Source organism: Pseudomonas sp. SCA2728.1_7 (assembly GCF_018138145.1).
Taxonomy (GTDB): Bacteria; Pseudomonadota; Gammaproteobacteria; order Pseudomonadales; family Pseudomonadaceae; genus Aquipseudomonas; species Aquipseudomonas koreensis_A.
On the sequence record NZ_CP073104.1, the window covers coordinates 1,506,264 to 1,525,285 of the forward strand.

At 60.7% G+C, this 19,022-nt stretch carries 18 protein-coding genes; 11 read left to right on the plus strand and 7 right to left on the minus strand.

Annotation, left to right across the window (positions count from 1 at the left end; translation table 11 throughout):
- The gene (locus KBP52_RS06670) at positions 1-2,214 is read right to left on the minus strand and encodes a molybdopterin cofactor-binding domain-containing protein (protein WP_212622426.1); all 2,214 of its coding nucleotides are present in this window, start codon (positions 2,212-2,214) and stop codon (positions 1-3) included.
- Entirely contained in the window at positions 2,214-2,678 is a 465-nt protein-coding gene (locus KBP52_RS06675) for a (2Fe-2S)-binding protein (protein ID WP_212622427.1), read from the minus strand. The genes KBP52_RS06670 and KBP52_RS06675 overlap by 1 nt, the downstream gene beginning before the upstream one ends.
- Before the next feature lie 117 nt (positions 2,679-2,795).
- Between KBP52_RS06675 and KBP52_RS06680 the strand changes: the two genes are divergently transcribed.
- The 9 genes from KBP52_RS06680 (at position 2,796) to KBP52_RS06720 (ending at position 12,752) form a co-directional block, all read left to right on the plus strand.
- On the plus strand, positions 2,796-3,719 hold the full coding sequence (locus tag KBP52_RS06680; RefSeq protein ID WP_212622428.1) for a LysR substrate-binding domain-containing protein: 924 nt from the start codon (positions 2,796-2,798) through the stop codon (positions 3,717-3,719).
- Between the two features lie 374 nt (positions 3,720-4,093).
- Positions 4,094-5,023 carry an amidohydrolase family protein gene (locus tag KBP52_RS06685; protein ID WP_077572225.1) on the plus strand — a complete coding sequence of 310 codons (930 nt, stop codon included), beginning with the start codon at positions 4,094-4,096 and terminating at the stop codon, positions 5,021-5,023.
- A 4-nt stretch (positions 5,024-5,027) separates the two neighbouring features.
- Entirely contained in the window at positions 5,028-5,933 is a 906-nt protein-coding gene (locus KBP52_RS06690) for an amidohydrolase family protein (protein ID WP_034152486.1), read from the plus strand.
- Positions 5,934-6,180: 247 nt separating this feature from the next.
- Complete coding sequence (locus KBP52_RS06695; RefSeq protein WP_212622429.1) at positions 6,181-7,566, plus strand: UbiD family decarboxylase; 1,386 nt, start codon at positions 6,181-6,183, stop codon at positions 7,564-7,566.
- Complete coding sequence (locus tag KBP52_RS06700; protein WP_116031245.1) at positions 7,563-8,180, plus strand: UbiX family flavin prenyltransferase; 618 nt, start codon at positions 7,563-7,565, stop codon at positions 8,178-8,180. Before KBP52_RS06695 ends, KBP52_RS06700 begins: the two co-directional genes overlap by 4 nt.
- Positions 8,181-8,279: 99 nt before the next feature.
- A complete protein-coding gene (locus KBP52_RS06705; protein ID WP_212622430.1) occupies positions 8,280-9,341 on the plus strand; it encodes a GTP-binding protein in 1,062 nt (353 codons plus the stop codon).
- Positions 9,342-9,574: 233 nt separating this feature from the next.
- The gene (locus KBP52_RS06710; RefSeq protein WP_116031247.1) at positions 9,575-10,942 is read left to right on the plus strand and encodes a nucleobase:cation symporter-2 family protein; all 1,368 of its coding nucleotides are present in this window, start codon (positions 9,575-9,577) and stop codon (positions 10,940-10,942) included.
- A gap of 13 nt (positions 10,943-10,955) precedes the next feature.
- Complete coding sequence (locus KBP52_RS06715; RefSeq protein WP_212622431.1) at positions 10,956-12,344, plus strand: amidohydrolase family protein; 1,389 nt, start codon at positions 10,956-10,958, stop codon at positions 12,342-12,344.
- Between the two features lie 216 nt (positions 12,345-12,560).
- Entirely contained in the window at positions 12,561-12,752 is a 192-nt protein-coding gene (locus KBP52_RS06720) for a hypothetical protein (protein WP_077572215.1), read from the plus strand.
- 119 nt (positions 12,753-12,871) lie between these two features.
- On the opposite strand, the gene KBP52_RS06725 is transcribed toward KBP52_RS06720, so the two are convergent.
- The 4 genes from KBP52_RS06725 to KBP52_RS06740 all read right to left on the minus strand — a co-directional run bounded on the left by KBP52_RS06725 (position 12,872) and on the right by KBP52_RS06740 (position 15,636).
- On the minus strand, positions 12,872-13,507 hold the full coding sequence (locus KBP52_RS06725; protein ID WP_077572214.1) for a PQQ-binding-like beta-propeller repeat protein: 636 nt from the start codon (positions 13,505-13,507) through the stop codon (positions 12,872-12,874).
- A gap of 31 nt (positions 13,508-13,538) precedes the next feature.
- On the minus strand, positions 13,539-14,750 hold the full coding sequence (locus KBP52_RS06730; protein ID WP_212622432.1) for a helix-turn-helix domain-containing protein: 1,212 nt from the start codon (positions 14,748-14,750) through the stop codon (positions 13,539-13,541).
- 121 nt (positions 14,751-14,871) lie between these two features.
- The gene (locus KBP52_RS06735) at positions 14,872-15,318 is read right to left on the minus strand and encodes an NUDIX hydrolase (RefSeq protein WP_212622433.1); all 447 of its coding nucleotides are present in this window, start codon (positions 15,316-15,318) and stop codon (positions 14,872-14,874) included.
- An 87-nt stretch (positions 15,319-15,405) separates the two neighbouring features.
- Positions 15,406-15,636 carry a hypothetical protein gene (locus KBP52_RS06740; protein WP_249122264.1) on the minus strand — a complete coding sequence of 77 codons (231 nt, stop codon included), beginning with the start codon at positions 15,634-15,636 and terminating at the stop codon, positions 15,406-15,408.
- 119 nt (positions 15,637-15,755) lie between these two features.
- Here KBP52_RS06740 and KBP52_RS06745 point away from each other — a divergent pair, with 119 nt between their 5' ends.
- Positions 15,756-16,187 carry a nuclear transport factor 2 family protein gene (locus KBP52_RS06745; RefSeq protein ID WP_007919607.1) on the plus strand — a complete coding sequence of 144 codons (432 nt, stop codon included), beginning with the start codon at positions 15,756-15,758 and terminating at the stop codon, positions 16,185-16,187.
- Between the two features lie 164 nt (positions 16,188-16,351).
- Here the strand turns inward: KBP52_RS06745 and mqo are convergent, their stop codons facing one another.
- A complete protein-coding gene (mqo, locus tag KBP52_RS06750; protein WP_212622434.1) occupies positions 16,352-17,998 on the minus strand; it encodes a malate dehydrogenase (quinone) in 1,647 nt (548 codons plus the stop codon).
- A gap of 470 nt (positions 17,999-18,468) precedes the next feature.
- On the opposite strand from mqo, the gene KBP52_RS06755 reads away from it, so the two are divergent.
- Entirely contained in the window at positions 18,469-18,900 is a 432-nt protein-coding gene (locus KBP52_RS06755) for a nuclear transport factor 2 family protein (protein ID WP_038369331.1), read from the plus strand.
- Positions 18,901-19,022: the final 122 nt, after the last annotated feature.

Here is a 19,022-nt window from a genome sequence, read left to right on the forward strand (position 1 = left end):
TTACCCCAGACTCAGCGGTGTCGAACGCTGGCGCACGCCGGTCAGCGCGAACAGCGCGTTGGCGATGGCCGGCACCACCGACGGACTGCCCAATTCGCCGACGCCACCGGGTTTGCTCGGCTCACCGTCGAGCACGAGGATGTCGATGGCCGGCATGTCCGACATGCGCGTAACGCGGTAATCGTGGAAATTGCTCTGCACCACCCTGCCCTGTTTGATGTCGAGCCTGTCGAACAACGCGTGGCCGAAGCCCCACATCAGACCGCCATAGATCTGCTCTTCGACACCGCCCGGCGAGACCGCCAGACCGCAATCGACCACGCAGGTGAGTTTCTCGACTTTCGCCTTGCCATCGACCGTCGCCACGCGCGCGACGATGGCGATAAAACTGGTGTAACCCTGATTGGTCGCGATCCCCTGCGCCGTGCCGGGTGGCAGCGGTTTACCCCAACCGGCGCGCTCGGCAGCTTGCTTGAGCACTGCCACATGGCGAGGTCTTTCCTGCATATTGGCGAGACGAAATTCCAGCGGATCAGAGCCTGCTGCATGAGCCAGCTCATCCATGAAACTTTCTACGGCAAACACGTTGGGGATGAAACTGACCGAACGATACCAGCCGCTGGGCACGTCGCTTTCGTGCTTGACCCAGTTCAGCTCCAGATGCGGCGGACGATAGGCGAAGTCCCACGCGGTGATTGCCTCGGTGGTGCTGTAATCCATCTTGTCGGGGCGCTCGAAATAGCCCGGCTCCCACTGTTCCGGCGAGGCTGGCGATACCGCGTGCAGTTGCAGCGCGCTGAGTTTGCCTTGAGCGTCGAGCGCGCCTTTGACCCGATGCAGAGTCGCCGGATGATTGAACAGTGCGTGCATTTCATCTTCGCGGCTGTTGAGCAATTTCACCGGCACGCCGGTTTTCTGCGCCAGGTACGCGACTTCGAACAACCAGTATTTGGCCTCCCGCGCGCCGAAGCTGCCGCCGGAGACCAACTCATGAATGGTCACGTTGGCCTTGTCGATCCCGCACACGGTTTGCGCCGCTTCCAGCGCCGAGGACGGCACCTGCACGCCGCCCCAATAGGTGATTGCCTTGTCCTTGACCTGCGCGGTGATGCAGATCGGTTCCAGCGGGTTTTGCACTTTGTAGGGCATGGTGTAATCGGCTTCGATCAGCTGCGCCGCACCGGTCCATTGCCCGGCGACATCACCTTGGGTCATGGCGTTGACGGTTTGAGCTTTTGGATCGCCGATGGCTTTAGCCTGCGCGCTGGCCAGTTGCTCGCTGTCGAACCCGGCCAGCGGCGAATCACTCCATGTGATATCCAGCACTTGGCGGCCCTGCTGCGCGGCCCAGAAGGTATCCGCCAATACGGCGACACCTTCCAGGTTGCCGCCCAGCACATCCGGACGCCCCGGAATCGCCAGCACTTTGCGCACGCCCGGCACCTTTAGCGCCGCTGCAGAATTGACGCTGAGCACTTTCGCTCCGACCACCGGCGCACGCTGAATCACCGCCACCAGCATGTCCGGCAATTGCACGTCGATGCTGTACTTGAATTGCCCGCAGACCTTGGCTGCCGCATCGCGTTTGTGGCGCAGCTTGCCAATGTATTTGAACTGCGCCGGATCCTTCAGCGTGACGTTGGTCGGCGCTGGCAGATTCGCCGCAACGCCGACCAGTTCGCCATAACCGAGGCTGCGTTTGCTCGCAATATGAACGACCCGACCGTCTTCAGTGGCGCAGCTGTCAGGGCTGACTTTCCACTGTTTTGCCGCCGCCGCAATCAACAGCGCCCGCGCCGTGGCACCGGCCATGCGCAAGCGATCGTATTCGAGGGAAACGCTGGTGCTGCCGCCAGTGGAAAACACCTTCCAGACCGGGTGAATGTAGGTCTCGAAAAACGGATCTTCTGGAGTGATGACCTGTACGGTCATCGGGTTGACGTCCAGCTCCTCTGCCACGCACGCGGCCAATGCGGTTTGCGTGCCGGTGCCGGAATCGTGCTTGTGCACCACCAGTTTCACCGTGCCGTCGGGAAAGATCCGCACCCAGGCATTCGGTTCGAACTCGTTGGCCGGCGCCATGGCTTTCGGGTCAGTGGCGGCGATGCCTCCCGGCAGATACAGAGCAATCGCCAAGCCTGAAGCAACCGTCACCGCTTGCTTGAGAAAAACCCGGCGCGGCAGTTCGATGCGAGTGTCGTCGATAAGGCTCATCAGGCCTCCTTCGGCGCATTCGCCGCGCGCTTGATCGCTTTGTTGATGCGTCCGTAAGTGCCGCAGCGGCAGATATTCCCGGACATGGCATTGCGGATCGAATCGTCGGTCACCGCCGCACCGGTGTTGAGCAACGCGGCGGCGGACATGATCTGCCCGGATTGACAGTAACCGCATTGCGGCACATCTTCGGCGACCCAGGCCAGTTGCAACGGATGGCTTTGCGTCGGCGACAAACCTTCGATGGTGGTGATGCTGTGACCCGCGACGGCGGCCGCTGGCAATTGGCAGGAACGCACCGCGACGCCGTTCAGATGCACGGTGCAGGCACCGCACAGGCCCATGCCGCAACCGAACTTGGTGCCGGTGAGCTTCAGTTGATCACGCAGTACCCATAACAAGGGCATGGAGGAGGACGCTTCATCCAGCTCGCATCGTTCGCCGTTAACCGTGAATGCAATCATTGTCAGGCTCCAGAAGAGCGGCCCGTCTTTGTGCGGGCCTGTCACCGATTATTGGAACCCTGAGCAACACGCGGCCAGCGACGATTTCTGCCAACCGCTGTAAGCAGGACTAACAACATGTACAAGCGATACCCGTCGGTGCAGTCCATGAGCGCGTTTATCCACGCGGCGCGCAGCGGCAGTTTCTCCAGCGCTGCGCGCAAACTTGATCTGACCCACAGCGCGATCAGCCAGCAGATTCGTGCGCTGGAAGATTTCATCGGCCAGCCGCTGTTCGTGCGTGAAGGTGGCGGCAGCAACCTGACCGACGCCGGGCAGTTGTTTGCCAGCGTGTTGTCGGACGGTCTGGCGCAGATTGACCGGGCGATCTCCTCCGTGAAAAACCGTAGCGTGGCGCAGCGTTTGACCCTGGATGTGGACAGCGAACTGGCGCAGAGCTGGCTCAATCCGCGTCTGCCGCAGTTGCTTGATGAGCTGCCGGATTACGAGGTGACACTGCTGTCGATGCCGCGCAGTGATCGCAGTACGTTTGAGCGAGTCGATCTGGCGCTGCGTTATGGCTATGGCGATTGGGATGACTGTGAGATGACGCAGATTTGTGGCGATCGGGTGTTGGCGGTGGCTTCGCCGGCGTTGCTGGAGCGCTATGGTTTGCAGGCGCCGTTGAGCCCGGCGCAGATTTTGGCGTTGCCGTTGTTGGGGTATACGCGGCGCTCGTGGATTCCGTGGCTGGATGCGGCCGGAATGACACCGACCGAACCGCCGGCGCGGGTGATTTTTGATAATGCGGCGAATTTGATTGCGGCGGCTGAAGCAGGCGTTGGCGCAGGACTGGTGCGTGGATTATTGGCGGCCGATGCGCTGCGCAGTGGGCGGTTGGTGGTGTTGAACGAGGCGCAGATTGCGGCGCATTACAACCTCTACGCGGTGTGGCCGCATGGGCAGGCTGAGCGTGTGGCGCCGGTGGTTGATGCGGTTAGGCAGCTAGTCCTGTGTACGCTTGAGAACCCTGCCCTCACCCTAGCCCTCTCCCAGAGGTAGAGGGGACCGATCGGGGAATATTGGCGAATGACACCGACGTGCACCTCCTGCTGTGAATCCATAATCGACTGGTTCTTTCAGGTCGATGTACAAGGCAAGTCACCTCGGTCGGCCCCCTCTCCCTCCGGGAGAGGGCTGGGGTGAGGGTCGCTTTTGACCTGCCCATATCGAACAAGTATCACCACCGCGCCCAATTAATATTGTACGAACCCGCCCCCCCTTTCCAATACTCGCCCTCAGCAGCCACCCACCCGGGCCGGATGCGAACAGGCGAGGGAATGCGCGAATCCTGCGCATAGAAACGGCCGATTGCCCGGGACGTGGATGCCGAGAGCCGCAAGGCTCCCTTCCCCGCTATCAGGAGATCGACTGCAATGATCATCGATATCAGCTGCTATCCCACGGATCTCGTGGACCTCGCCTGGAGGCATGACGGTGACCCGTTCACCGGCGAGCGTCTGCTGGAGATGATGGATGGCCCGTACATGGTCAACGGCAAGCCTCGCCGCATTGACAAAGCCTTCATCCAGCCGCCGCAGGGCAACACGATTTACACCTGGACCGACGGCGACCTCAGCGGCCGCGAATCCATTGACGCCTACATGGCCTACACCCTGAAAATGGTCCAGACCTACCCGGACCGCTTCATCGGCTGCTTCGTCTACAACCCGCGCTGCGGCGTGGAAAACGGCGTCGAGGCGATCGAGCGCTACGTCAAGGAACACGGTTTCGGCATGGTGCAGATGCAGGCCAACATGCACGCCTACCGTCCTGACCGTGCACTCGACTGGGTGCGCCCATGCTTCGAGAAGTGCGCCGAACTGGGCATCCCGGTCAAGCTGCACACCGGCGACGGCCCTTACAGCATCCCGTCGGAGTGGGTGCCGATGATCAAGGAATTCCCCAACGTCAACTTCATCATGGCCCACTTCGGCGTGCAGACTGGCGGCGTCTACGTGTTCGAACCGATGCAATGGGCGATGGAATTGCCCAACGTCTACTGCGAATCCGGCTGGTGCCTGCAATCGCGGATCGTCGAGTTCGCCAAGGTCTTGCCGACGCACAAAATCCTCTTCGGTACCGACACGCCGCCTAACGAACCGGGCATGTGGCTGCGCCTGCTCGAAGTGCTCTGCCACGAACCACCACAAGGCCTGAACCTCGACGAAGACACTCTCGAAGAGTACCTGGGCAACAACACCGCGCGGATGATCGGCCTCGAGCCAACCCCGCCACCGCGTTCCGTTTCCGAAGCAGAGGCGCAACTCAAGCGCCCCGTCACCACTCAACTGGCCAGGAGCTGAACCGATGATCATCGACACCCATCTGCACCCTACCAACCTGGTCGACGAGGCCTGGCGCCACACCGGCGAACCATTCACCGGCGAGCGCATGCTCAAGTTGATGGACGGCCCGTACATGATCAACGGCAAACCGCGCCGCATCGACATGGGTTTCATCCAGCCGCCACCGGGCAACACCGGCTATCGCGACGGCAACCGCCGAGGCCGCGAAGGCGTACGCGACTACATGTCGTACATCGCCGAACTGTGCATGAAATACCCGGATCGCTTCATCGGCAACTTCAACTTCAACCCGCGCTGGGGACCGGAAAACGGTGCGGCGGAGCTGGAATTCCACATCAAGGAATACGGCTTCAAGATGCTCAAGCTGCACGCCAACATGCACGGCTATCGCCCGGATCGCGCACTCGACTGGTTGCGCCCGGCGATGAAGGTCTGCGCCAAGTACAACATCGTTGTGCTGATCCACACCGGCGACGGCCCGTACACGATTCCGACGATGTTCTACCCGATCATCCGCGAGTTCCCGATGGTCAATTTCATCATCGGCCACTTCGGCATCCAGACCGGCGGCAACTACTCGTTCGAAGCGTTCTGGATGGCCATGGACACGCCAAACGTGTACTGCGAATCGGGCTGGTGCTTCCAGTCGCGGATCGTCGAATTCGCCAAGGAACTGCCGCGCAACAAGATCGTCTTTGGCACGGACTCGCCACCGAACGAACCGGGGATGTGGCTGAGGGAACTGGAGGTGTTGTGCTCGCCGGCACCGCAGGGTCTGGGGATTGATGAGGATCATCTCGAGGACTACCTGGGGAACAACATCGCCCGGTTGTGCGGGATCGAACCGACGCCTCCGCCGAAGGATCTGGTCGAGGCCGACATACGCCTGACCACCACGTACCTATAGCTAACGCCAATCTCATTGTAGGAGTGAGCCTGCTCGCGATAGCGGTGGATCAATCACCATCACCGTTAAATGACACACCGCTATCGCGAGCAGGCTCACTCCTACAAGGGAGCGGTGTTCAACACAGAGCACACAGCGACTTTACAGGCACGAAGATGACCCGGCGTTTCGCTCGACCGGCAGGCCAACGGCTGGCCGTTTGAACGCCCTCTCACCCCTGCGTGCCTGCTTTTTACGAGGTGACACCATGACCCGTTCGACGCTCGGCGATTCTCAGGACTTTCACGTGTTCATCGACGCCTATCGCCGTGAGTACCCGGACGATGTGCTGACTGTTACCCAAGCGATTTCCGCCGATCAGGACGTCACCGCCCTGGTCGATGCCCTCGCCGCCCAGGGCCGAGATCCGCTGCTGATCTGCGAAAATGTCGGCAACCTCGGCGTGCCGGTGGCGACCAATCTGTTTGCCTCCAGAACCCGCATCGCCCGGCTGTTCGGCGTAACGCCTGCGCAGTTACACGAAACCTTTCAAACCCGCGCCAACCAGCCCATCGCACCGCGTTATGTAGAGACCGGCCCGATCCTCGATGAAGTGTTCGAAGGCGAAGCGCTGGATCTGGCGCTGCTGCCGATGCTCAAGCATTTCGACAGTGATCGCGGCCCGTACATCACCAACGCGATCATCGTTGCCGAAGACCCGCTGACCGGCATCGCCAACATGAGCTATCACCGCTCGATGCGCCACGCCCGCCAGGCCCTCGCCACCAGCCTGCATTCACGCGGTCACCTGTGGCGGATGCTGCAAACCGCGCGCGAACGTGGTGAAGAATTGCGTGTGGCGATGGTGGTTGGCGCGCATCCGCTGTTCATGCTCGCCGCCGCTGCACGTTTGCCCTACGGCAGCGATGAACGCACTGTGGCTGGCGGACTGTTCGGCGCGCCGCTGGAGTTGGTGAAAACCCCGCGCTACGGCATCGGTGTCCCGGCCTATGCCGAGTTCGTGCTGGAAGGCGCCATCGACCCGGCCGCTTATGCCGAAGAAGGTCCGTTCGGTGAATTCAGCGGTTATTCCTCGGATCGCTCGACCAACAATGTCCTGCGTGTCGACACCTTGTTAAAGCGCAAAGACGCTTGGCTGGTCGACGTTATGGGCGGCCGCTACGCCGAGCATCTAACCCTCGCCCGCCTGCCCCGCGAAGCCGAGATGAGCGAGAAACTGAAAGCGCGTTTCCCTGCCGTCACCGCTGTGCATTACCCCAATTCCGGCACGCATTTTCACTGCTACGTGGCGCTGGATCAGAGCCGCGATGGCGAGGCGCGGCAGATCATGCTGGCCTTGCTCGGCTGGGATCCGTACCTGAAAACCGTGATCGCGGTGGACAGCGATATCGACATCAGCGATGACAGCCAGGTGTTGTGGGCGCTGGCCACGCACTTTCAGCCGCACCTGGATATTTTCACCATCGATGGCTTGCCGGGCAGTCCGCTCGATCCGTCGTCCTCGGTCAACGGCACCACCTCGCGGATGGGCCTGGATGCGACTCGCGGTTCCGGGTTTGACGGGATCAAGGCGCAGCTCGATCAGGAAGTTCTGGGGCGCGCGCGGAGTTTGCTCAAAGGGCTTGAATCGTGAACCGGCAACGGCTGGTGGTCGGCATCAGCGGCGCGTCCGGGTTTATCTACGGCGTGCGACTCCTGCAATTGCTCGCCGAACTCGACATCGAAAGCCACCTGATCATCAGCCGTGCCGCGCTGCTGACCATGGCCCACGAGACCGACTACAAACTCGCTGACGTCACTGCGCTGGCCAGTCATTACCACCGCGCCGATGACGTCGCCGCCGGGATCGCCAGCGGTTCGTTTCGTTGTCTGGGGATGGTGGTTGCGCCGTGTTCGATGAGGACGCTGGCGGAGATTGCCACTGGCACTTCCTCGGGACTGATCGGCCGCGCCGCCGACGTCACCCTCAAGGAGCGCCGCACGCTGGTGTTGATGGCCCGCGAAACCCCGCTGACCCTCGCCCACCTGCGCAACATGACTGCCGTCACCGAGATGGGCGGGATCATCGCCCCGCCGGTGCCGGCCTTCTACGCCCGCCCGGAAAATCTGGCGCAAATGGTCGACCACAGCCTCGGCCGCGTGCTCGATCTGTTTGGCCTCGATGCCGGCGTCGCCACCCGCTGGAGAGAACATCCAAATCCCTGTAGGAGTGAGCCTGCTCGCGATGACGTTGTATCAATCACATAAATGTCGGCTGATACACCGCCATCGCGAGCAGGCTCACTCCTACAAAAAAGCAGCATCACCCGAATTCAGTGTGCACCGGTCAATCAAAGGAGCCTCACCATGAACACCCCATTCAACGCCCCAACCCGCAACACCAAAATCCCCGTGACCATCCTCACCGGCTTCCTCGGCGCGGGTAAAACCACCCTGCTCAATTACATCCTCAAGGAAAACCACGGCCGCAAGATCGCCGTGATCGAAAACGAATTCGGCGAGGTCGGCATCGACGGCGACCTCGTCCTCAGTTCCGAGACCGAAGAAATCTACGAGATGGTCAACGGCTGCGTGTGCTGCACCGCCGAGGTTCGCGAGGACCTGGTGCGCATCGTCCGCGAGCTGGTCGCACGCCCGGTACGCCTTGATCACATTCTTATCGAGACTAGCGGTCTGGCCGATCCGTACCCGGTGGCGCAGAGCTTTTTCATCAATGACCCGATTGCCGAGGAAGTGGAACTCGACGCCATCGTGACCATGGTCGATGCCAAGCACATTGCCCAGCATCTGGAAGATCTGCAGCTCGACGGCGTCGACAATCAGGCGGTGGACCAGATTGTCTGTGCCGACCGGATCGTCATCAACAAGGTCGATCTGGTCAGCCCTGAAGAAGTTGAAACCCTGCGCGGCAAGATCCGTGGTTTGAACGCCACGGCGGATCTGGTGACCTCGACCCATGCGCAAATCGACCTGACGAAAATTCTCGGCATCGGCGCATTCGAATGCACGCAGAAGCTGATGGAAATCGGCGTGGATCAGCACGATCACGATCACCACGACCATGAGCATCACGCTGAGCACTCTATTGAAGAGCAGGATCACCAACACGACCCAAGCGTGTCATCGGTAGGCATCGCCGTGGACGGTGCGGTGAACCTGATGGCGTTCCATCGCTGGATCAGCGAACTGCGTTCCTCCCAGGCCGACAACCTGTACCGCATGAAAGGCGTGCTCGCGGTGGCCAATGAAGACCAGCGCTATGTGCTGCAAGGCGTGCACAGCCTGGTCGAATTTCGTGCCTCGACCGCGTGGGGCACGGAGCCCCGCTTGAGCAAGATCGTATTCATCGGCCGCGACCTGGATCGCGCGGCGTTGAACCAAGGCTTCGCCGCCTGCCTGGCAGGCTGAAACAAGGCATCGAAGCCGGTGGATGGCGGCTTCGCAGCACGAATGACTGATGCCACAAAACCTGTAGGAGTGAGCCTGCTCGCGATAGCGGTGAATCAGTCACATCATCGTTCAATGACACACCGCTATCGCGAGCAGGCTCACTCCTACAGGGGATCTCAGTGTTTCCGGATCCAAAGGCATCAGACGAATACCCCTCTCTACCGCATAAAAACAGCCAGAGGTGTTTCCCCATGTCGTCAGCCACATCCCCATCAAAAACCGCATCCACCGTACACCCCGTCGACCGAATCTTGCCGGTACGACAGATGCTCACCCTCGGCCTGCAACACATGGCCGTCTCGTACATCGGCGCCATCGCCGTGCCGTTGATTGTCGCCAGTGCTCTGAAAATGTCCCACGCCGACACGGTGGTGCTGATCAGCACCACGCTGTTTTGTTCCGGCATCGCCACCCTTCTGCAAACCGTCGGCTTCTGGAAATTCGGCGTGCGCCTGCCGATTCTGCAAGGCGTGGCATTCAGCAGCGTCGGCCCGGTGATCGCTATCGGCAGTAACCCGGAAGTAGGGTTCGCCGGAGTCTGCGGAGCGGTGATCGGTGCAGGGTTGTTCACCATGCTGATGGCGCCGTTCGTGGGGCGATTGCGGCGATTTTTTCCGCCCGTGGTCACCGGTTGCATCGTCACGGTGATCGGTTTGCAGCTGTTCCCGATTGCCTATGAATGGGTCGGTGGCGGGCGCAACGCGAGCAACTTCGGCGCCCCGGCGTTCCTCGGTGTGGCGGTGGTGGTGTTGCTGACGATTCTGCTGGTCAACCGTTATGGCAGCCCGCTGCTGCGCAACATGGCAGTGTTGATCGGCATGCTGATCGGCGCCGGTCTGGCCTACGGTCTCGGGATGGGCAGTTTTCACAGCGTCGAAGAAGCGCCATGGCTGACCGTGCCCTACCCGTTCTACTTCGGTTTGCCGACCTTCAGCCTGATCCCCATCGCGACCATGGTCGTGGTGATGATCGTGCAAATGGTCGAGTCGATGGGGCTGTTCGTGGCCATCGGCGACATCGTTGAAAAACCGGTGGAAGACAAACAGGTCATCAACGGCCTGCGCGCCAATGGTCTGGCCAGCACCATCGCCGGCATGTTCGCCGCGTTTCCGTTTATCGCCTTCATGGAAAACGTCGGTCTGGTGATCCTCACTGGCGTGCGCAGCCGTTGGGTGGTCGCGGTCAGCGGCTTGCTGATGTGCTCGATTGCCTTGGTGCCGAAGGCCGGCGCGATCATCGCCTCGATGCCAACCGCTGCCCTCGGTGGTGCTGGCATCGCCATGTTCGGCGTGGTCGCGGCGGCGGGCATTCAGACCCTCGCCAAAGTCGATTACGAGCGCAATCGCTACAACGTGCTGATCGTCGGTTTCACCATCGCCGCCGCGCTGGTGCCGGTGCTCGCACCCACCCTGTTCAAACAACTCCCCGAGTGGTCGCAGCCGTTCCTGCACAGCAGCGTGGTTATCGCGTGCCTGGTGTCGGTGCTGCTCAACGCCGCGCTGAATGGCGTCAGCGTGGCGCAAACCACCGCCAGCAAATCCGCCTCGCACATCCTTTAGTTTGGAGCTGCCCATGACTCAACTTCAGAACATCCTGATCAAGAACCCGGTCGCGGTGATGACCGGCCTGCGTGGCCCCCGCGCGCGGGCCGGGGCCGTGGACATCCGCGTGGTCAACGGTCGCATCGCCGAAATGGCGGCTAACCTTGAGCCACAACCCGGCGAACGGGTGATCGATGCGCGCCATTGCGTGGTCTATCCGGGCTGGATCAACACCCACCATCACCTGTTCCAGAACCTGCTCAAAGCCGTGCCCGCAGGACTGAATCAGGATCTGCAAGGCTGGCTGGCGAGCGTGCCCTACCCGCGCCTCAACCGTTTTACCCCGCAACTGGCGCGCTTCGCCGCGCGTCTGGGCATGGTCGAGTTGCTGCTGTCCGGCGTCACCACCTGCGCCGACCACCATTACCTCTACCACGCCCACGGCAGCACCGAGACCGGTGACTTGCTGTTCGAGATGGCCGATGAATTCGGCCTGCGTTTTGTGCTGTGCCGTGGCGGCGCGCTGGAGTCGGCGAGCGCGCATCCGGGCTTCTCGAAAACCGCGCTGCAACCGGAAAGCCTCGACCAGATGGTTGGCGATATCGAGCGGCTGAAATCGCTGTATCACCAGGACACCCCGGACGCGATGCGCCGCGTGGTTGTCGCCCCAACCACGCCGACGTTCTCGCTGCCGCCGACGCTGCTGCGCGAACTCGCTCACACCGCGCGCGGCCTCGGCTTGCGCCTGCACACGCACTTGTCGGAAACGCAGAACTACGTGAATTTCTGCCGCGAAAAATACAACTGCCTGCCGGTGGAGTTCGTCGCCGAACACGAATGGCTCGGCCCCGACGTCTGGTTCGCCCACGCCGTGCACCTGCAACCGGGTGAAATCCGCATGCTCGCGCAGACGGGCACCGGCATCTCCCATTGCCCGGTGAGCAATGCCCGACTGGGCAGCGGCGTCGCGCCCGTGCCGCAGATGTACGAAGCCGGCGTGCCGATTTCCCTTGGCGTGGATGGTGTGGCCTCCAATGAGTCCGGGAGCATGGTCGGCGAAGCCAACACCGCGTGGCTGATCCACCGCGCCGAACAAGGGGCCTCGGCGACCACGGCGGAAGATGTCATTCACTGGGGCACGGCGGGTGGCGCGCAGGTGCTTGGCCTCGGCGCCGTTGGCACACTTGAAGTCGGTCAGGCGGCGGATCTGGTGATCTACAGCCTCGACCATCCACGGTTCTATGGCTTCCACGACAGTGCCGTTGCACCGGTGGTGGCGGGTGAACCGATCACGGTGAAATACAGTCTGGTGGGCGGCAGGATCGTAGTCGACAACGGCGTGATTCCGGGTCTGGATATCGAACGCATGCGCGCCGAGGCGTGGGAAGGAGTCCAACAACTGATGAACGTCGACGACTGATTTCCAATCCACCACAACTTCAATGTGGGAGCGAGCCTGCTCGCGACGGCATACTGTCAGCCACTGCAACATTGACTGATCCAACGCTTTCGCGAGCAGGCTCGCTCCCACATAAAGCCGTCGCATTCGCGACTTCCGGCTTTCTCGACTAACGTTATTACCTCATCGGACAGAGCCCCCGCCCGCAACACCGGGCTCTTGATCAAGGAGAGACTGATGACGTCGCGTCGCAACATCGAACAGACCTACCGCACCTGGTCCAGCCCGATTCTGCTGGAGCTGAAAAAGCGTGAGCACCAAATGGCGCCGGTCGAGCGTCAGGCACTTGAGAATGTTTTGCTGGAAAGGAGGTTGCTGGACATCGGCGGCCCGGAGGGTATTGAACGTCGTCGAAACAGCGGTGCCTGACACTGCGCTTTCGCGAGCAGGCTCGCTCCCACAAGGTTTGGAGTGGTTCACAAAATGTGTATTCACCCGCAATCACTGTGGGAGCGAGCCTGCTCGCGAAGAGGCCGGTGCAGTCACCCTCACGACTTGGGCCGACGCACCGCCCTTACCCGTCCACTGTCGCCGCCACCGCAATAAAAGCGATCCGCACCATCAGCCTCCAGACCCGAAACGCCCTGCCCCGCCGGCATCTTCAGCGACTCCAGGACCTTGCCGTCCTGCGGATTGATATGTCGCAGCTCACTCTCATCCCCCTCCCAAGTGCCATGCCACAATCCGCCATCCACCCAGGTCACCCCGGTGACAAACCGGTTCGACTCCAGCGTGCGCAGGATCTCGCCGGTCTGCGGATCAATCTGATGAATCTTGCGCTCGCGATACTGGCCTACCCATAACGAGCCGTCCGCCCAGGCCATGCCTGAGTCACCACCATTGCCCGGTGCCGGAATTGTATGCAGAACGCGGCCGCTGGCCGGGTCAATCTTGTGAATGTGGCGGTCGGCAATCTGGTAAAGATGCTGGCCGTCGAAAGCGGTCCCGCCATCAGCGCCAACCTTGATCGTGCGCACGGTTTCGCCAGTGGCCGGATCCAGTGCGTTGAGTTGACCGTCGCTGGCAAACCAGACCTGCTGGCCATCGAATGTCACGCCGTGAATGCCCTTGATGTCGTCAAAAGGACCGTACTCGCGAAGGACTTCTGCATTTGCTTGTTTCATGGCAACTTCCTCGTGGATGTGTGGGTCCAGCCTAGCCATTGCCCAGCGACACCGGGAGTAACAAGATCGTCGCGAAACCCGGCAGCGGCGGCGTCATCCAGCGCCGCGCCCGGCCGACACCGAACGCCTGCACTTTGTCCGCCTGCGCCAGAACCTCCAAGGCACGTTGCACCTGGCGCTGGCTGTTGCCCAACGCCAGTGCCAACGCCGAACTCGACCAGGCCTCACCGTCAGCGAGTAAAGCGAGCAACGCCGCGTATTTGTCTTCGACCGGCAGTGTCAGCAACGCCACATCCTCGGCCACCAGCGCAAAGCCCCTTGGCGTTGCGGCGATATTCGCCAGCGGCTTCAGTGCCGCACGCAAGCGGCCAATTTCGACCCGCAGGCGAGCACGGTGCGATTCATCCGTGAGGGGAAAACCAAAGGCTGTGACGAACAGCGTTTCGCGCGCCACATCGGCCGGCCAGGCTTGCGCGAGTAATCGAGCGAGATTGAACAGCACCGGCCGAGTGGCCAGCGCCACCGTCATGCCGGCACCGCGCACGCTATAGCGGCGGGCGTCGAAGATCAGTGTCGACGAGTTGAACAAAGCTTCAACCTGCGCCAGATTCACAGATTTCGCCTGACCGGCAACGATCAGCCGCGCTGCCGGCGCGGCGAGCATGTGACTGGCGTGATCGACCTCGGCGCTCAGTGCGGCGATCCCGGCCTGTTGCGCCGCAGCCTGCGCCCGCGCCAGCGCCGCGCTGGCCTTGTGCGCCCGGACTCGACGCACGGAAATCCCGGCGGCGATCAACTCATGAGCGGTACGCAGCGCCGGCGGCAACGGTGCCGGGTCAGTTTCAGCCAGCAGCGTTTCTGCCTCCTCCAGTTCGCCGATCAATAGCAGCCGACGAATCTGCACATAGCGCGCGTGCGCCGCGTTCACGCCGTCACCGTGCTCTTGTAAGATCCGTCGCGCCGCCTCCAGCGCCTTCACCGGCCAGCCCAGATCCCGCGCCGCCAGCGCGACTTCCGCCTCGGCGACCACACAACGCGCCCGCGACAGCGGTTCATTGCTGCCGAACGCCTTTATCGCCCGTTGCAACAACGCCTTGGCGCGGGACAGATCACCGAGCTGAGCCATGGCAATTGCGCGCAGGGCCAGCGCCGGCGGGTCATCACGCAGAGCGACGTAATTCAACGCGCCCAGCGGGTCACCAGCAGACAGCGCGCGACCGGCGGCGTTGATCAGCGAATCCATGGCAAATTCATCTCCCGGCGAGCGAATCGTCAGTTGAGTCTAATACCTGGAAGGACGGTCGACGTCGCAGCACATTTGATAGGGGACGGGAAACGCAGGAAGTCGAGCACGGGGCCCACCCTCAAGCCAGCAATCCGACGCTCTTCAGCAGATCGTGCAAGCCTTTTGGCACCAAGGGCGCCTGCTCGCTGAAGCTTGAGCTGTCATGCCAGCGCGCGGTGAAGGGCGCGCCGTCGCTTTCATGGCCATCGATCTGTGCGTGGTCGTATACGCCCTGATCGACAAACGTCGCGTCATACACCTGAACGATTTCATGACCCGGTTTGCCGTTGTAGACGAAGAGGCTTTCGAGTGTGCCGAGCAGACGCACGTCACTCATGGACAGGCCCAACTCCTCCTGCACTTCGCGCACGATCGCTTCGGCGCTGGTCTCGCCAAATTCAATACCGCCGCCAATAGGCCGAAAGCAGATTTGCTGGCTGACCGGGTCGCGAAATTCGTTAACCAGAATTTTGCCGTTGTGATGAAAAACGCAAAGTGCGAGCGCGCGAATGCGGTGTTCGGCCATGACTGAAGTCCATTTACAGGTGTGGGGCGCGGCATTTAAACATGCTTTGCGCGACACACCCGTGGACGTCACTGGAAAAGGCTCGCCTCAGACCGGAGAAATCGTTGCGAGCAGGCCGATCAGAATGGTCAGTGTCAGAAAGCCACCCAGAAAAAACGCCATCTTGTTCATGTTGCTCTCCTCAAAGCTGAGCTTGCGGTGCACTGGGCGCTTCGGGATGAAGGACTGCCGCGAGTACCGAACCGTGGGGCTATTTTGAGCGGATGACTGAGCTGGTAACAGAGGCAGATCCAGTGAAAAAATACGGATCAGATGCACATCTGATCCGCATGGGCCATGGGCCGATATTCAGATCGCGGCACAAGGGTTCAATTTCGGCGAGGTTGATCTAGAGTCATTGCCGTCGCGACAACAACAAGAAAAATCCTGGAGTGAACATGACCGACCTGAACCTGCAACCCAACGTCGCCGCATCGCTAGGCAAATGGCACGAAATGATCCGCACCGGCAACCTAAGTGCCCTGCCCGGCCTGCTTGACCCGCAAGCCGTGTTCCGCTCGCCGATGGCGCACACGCCATACCCGGGCGCGCCGGTAGTGTCGATGATCCTCAATACCGTGTTTGAGGTGTTTGAAGACTTCACCTATCACCGTGAGCTGGCGACTGCCGATGGCTTGAATGTGATTCTGGAGTTCAGCGCCAAGGTGGGTTCGAAAGAGCTGAAAGGCATCGACATGATTCGCTTTGATGAGAACGGCAAGATTGTCGAGTTCGAGGTGATGGTGCGGCCGCTGAGCGGATTGCAAGCCTTGGGCGAAGAGATGGGCCGGCGGCTCGGTGCTTATCTGGCGTCCGCCAAAGCCCTGTAGGAGCTGCCGCAGGCCGCGATCTTTTGATCTTGATCTTTCAAAAGCAAGATCAAGATCAAAAGATCGCAGCCTCGTTTCACTCGACAGCTCCTACAAAACTATTTGCCATAAAAAAGCCCACTGACCGTCGCCGGTTCAGTGGGCTTTATGTGTCAGGCGGCTAGTTACAGCGCCATGTCACGTGCAGCGTTTTCCTTCGGAGCTTCAGCCTTTTCAGCTGCAGGTGCAGCCGGAGCAGCCACCTGACCGATCACTGGAGGTGTCGGCAGTTCGAGGATTTTGGCGGTGTAGGCCCACTCTGCAGCCACTTTGGCTGGATCGCTGTTCAGCTGAGTGCCGTAGCTTGGCACGATCTGGTGCAGCTTGGTTTGCCACTCAGGCGATGCAACTTTGTCTTTGAAGACTTTCTGCAGCACGCTCAGCATGATCGGAGCAGCGGTCGACGCGCCTGGCGATGCGCCCAGCAGGCCGGCGATGGAGCCGTCTTGTGCAGCAACGATTTCGGTGCCCAGTTTCAGCACGCCGCCAGCGGCTTCATCACGCTTGATGATTTGCACGCGTTGGCCGGCTTGCCACAGGCGCCAGTCTTCGGCTTTGGCGTTCGGGAAGTATTCCTTCAGCGCGTTCAGACGGTCTTCATCCGACAGCATCAGCTGGCCAGCCAGGTACTCGACCAGCGGGTATTCCTTGATGCCGACCTTGGTCATAGGCCAGATGTTGTGGGTGGTGGTGCTGGTCAGCAGGTCCAGGTACGAGCCTTCTTTCAGGAACTTGGTGCTGAAGGTCGCGAATGGGCCAAACAGGATGACGCGCTTGCCGTCCAGGACACGGGTGTCCAGGTGCGGAACGGACATCGGTGGGGCGCCAACCGACGCTTTACCGTAGGCCTTGGCCAGGTGCTGTTCAGCGATGGCCGGGTTATCGGTCACCAGGAACGAACCGCCAACCGGGAAGCCAGCGTATTCCTTGGCTTCAGGAATGCCCGACTTCTGCAGCAGGTGCAGAGCACCGCCGCCCGCGCCGATGAACACGAACTTGGCGTCGGTTTCGGTTTTAGTGCCGTCTTTCAGGTTTTTGTAGCTGACGCGCCAAGTGCCATCGGCATTCTTGGTGATGTCCTGCACTTCGCTCGACAGTTTCAGATCGAAGTTAGGCTTGGTCTGCAGGTACGTGGCGAACTGGCGGGTGATTTCGCCGAAGTTCATGTCGGTACCCAGCGGGCTCCAGGTGGCCGCGATTTTCTGGTTCGGGTCACGCCCTTCCATCATCAGCGGGACCCACTTCTTGATCACAGCCGGGTCTTCGGAGTACTGCATGCCGGCGAACAGCGGGCTCGCTTGCAGGGCTTCGTAGCGCTTTTTCAGGAACTTGATGTTGTCATCGCCCCACACAAAGCTCATGTGCGGAGTGGTGTTGATGAACGAGCGAGGGTTCTTCAGAACGCCTTGCTGAACCTGCCAGGCCCAGAACTGACGGGAGACCTGGAACGCTTCGTTGATCTCGACGGCTTTCGGGATCGTCACGTTGCCTTTGTCGTCTTCCGGGGTGTAGTTCAGCTCAGCGAGTGCCGAGTGACCGGTACCGGCGTTGTTCCAGCCGTTGGAGCTTTCGAGGGCGACGCCGTCGAGGCGCTCGACCATTTCCATCGACCAGCTTGGCTCCAGCTCATTGATCCACACACCGAGGGTGGTGCTCATGATGCCGCCGCCGATCAGCAGGACGTCGACTTTCTTTGCTTCGTCAGCATTGGCGGATGTCATCCCCATCGCCAAAGCCAGACCCAGCAGGGCTGTGTTCACTTTTTTATACATCTGTTGCACCTATGATAAAACGCCTTCCGCCCGCCGCTGTTATCAGTATGCGATCCGCTTTGATGACGCTCAGGCTAGCGTCGCAGATTCCGGCACACTTCAATTTTGACGGGTGGGCACACAAGGCCGACATGCTGCATCGACCTCAGTTAATGTCCCTTCTGAACTGACTTCTTATCATTATTGGCTCAGCTACTTGAGCGACAGGGATTCCGTCGGCCCGCCCGAAGGCAAGCAAACTGAATAAGGTCAAACCAAGTTGGCGCGAAGAATATCACGTCAGGGCAAACCCGCGCGTCTGTTCCCGACTTGAGAGTCTTTTTCCGCTCTGGACGGTATCGGCAGATGAAAGCTGAACATGACCCCGACGATTAGCGTTTTGGAGCAGTGCCTTATCTATTCATTATCTGCTAGGTTGTACGATGACTGACAAAGCAGTCATCACTCATAACAACAAGGAAACACATGTCATGACCAAGACCCGACTCCTGATCGGCTTTCTCTGTGCCTTCAACGGTTACGCCATGGCCGCATCGGCCCCGGCGGAAAAAGATGTCGCCCAAGCGGTGGATCATCTGACCCAGGCGATGCTGCACAAAGACATCGCCGAACTGAACGCCCTCACCGCGCCTAACCTGACCTACGGCCATTCCAGCGGCAAGATTCAGGACAAGAAAGAATTCATCGCCGACATTGAAACCGGCAAGAGCGCCTTCAAGACGCTAGAGATGCAGAACCAGACCATCACCCTGTCCGGCGATACCGCGCTGGTACGCCACCACTTTTCCGCACAGGCGTTGAAGGGGACCGAGGTGGTGCCGACCGAGATCGAGAATTTCCAGATCTGGCAGAAGCAGGACGGCAAGTGGTTGCTGGTGGGGCGGCAGGCGTTCAAGTTTTGATCGGGGTTAACTGACTCTGAATAGATGTTGACTGGGCTGCCCTCTTCGCGAGCAGGCTCGCTCCCACAGGGGAACGCATTCCAAAGGTGGGAGCGAGCCTGCTCGCGAAGGCGGCAGCCCAG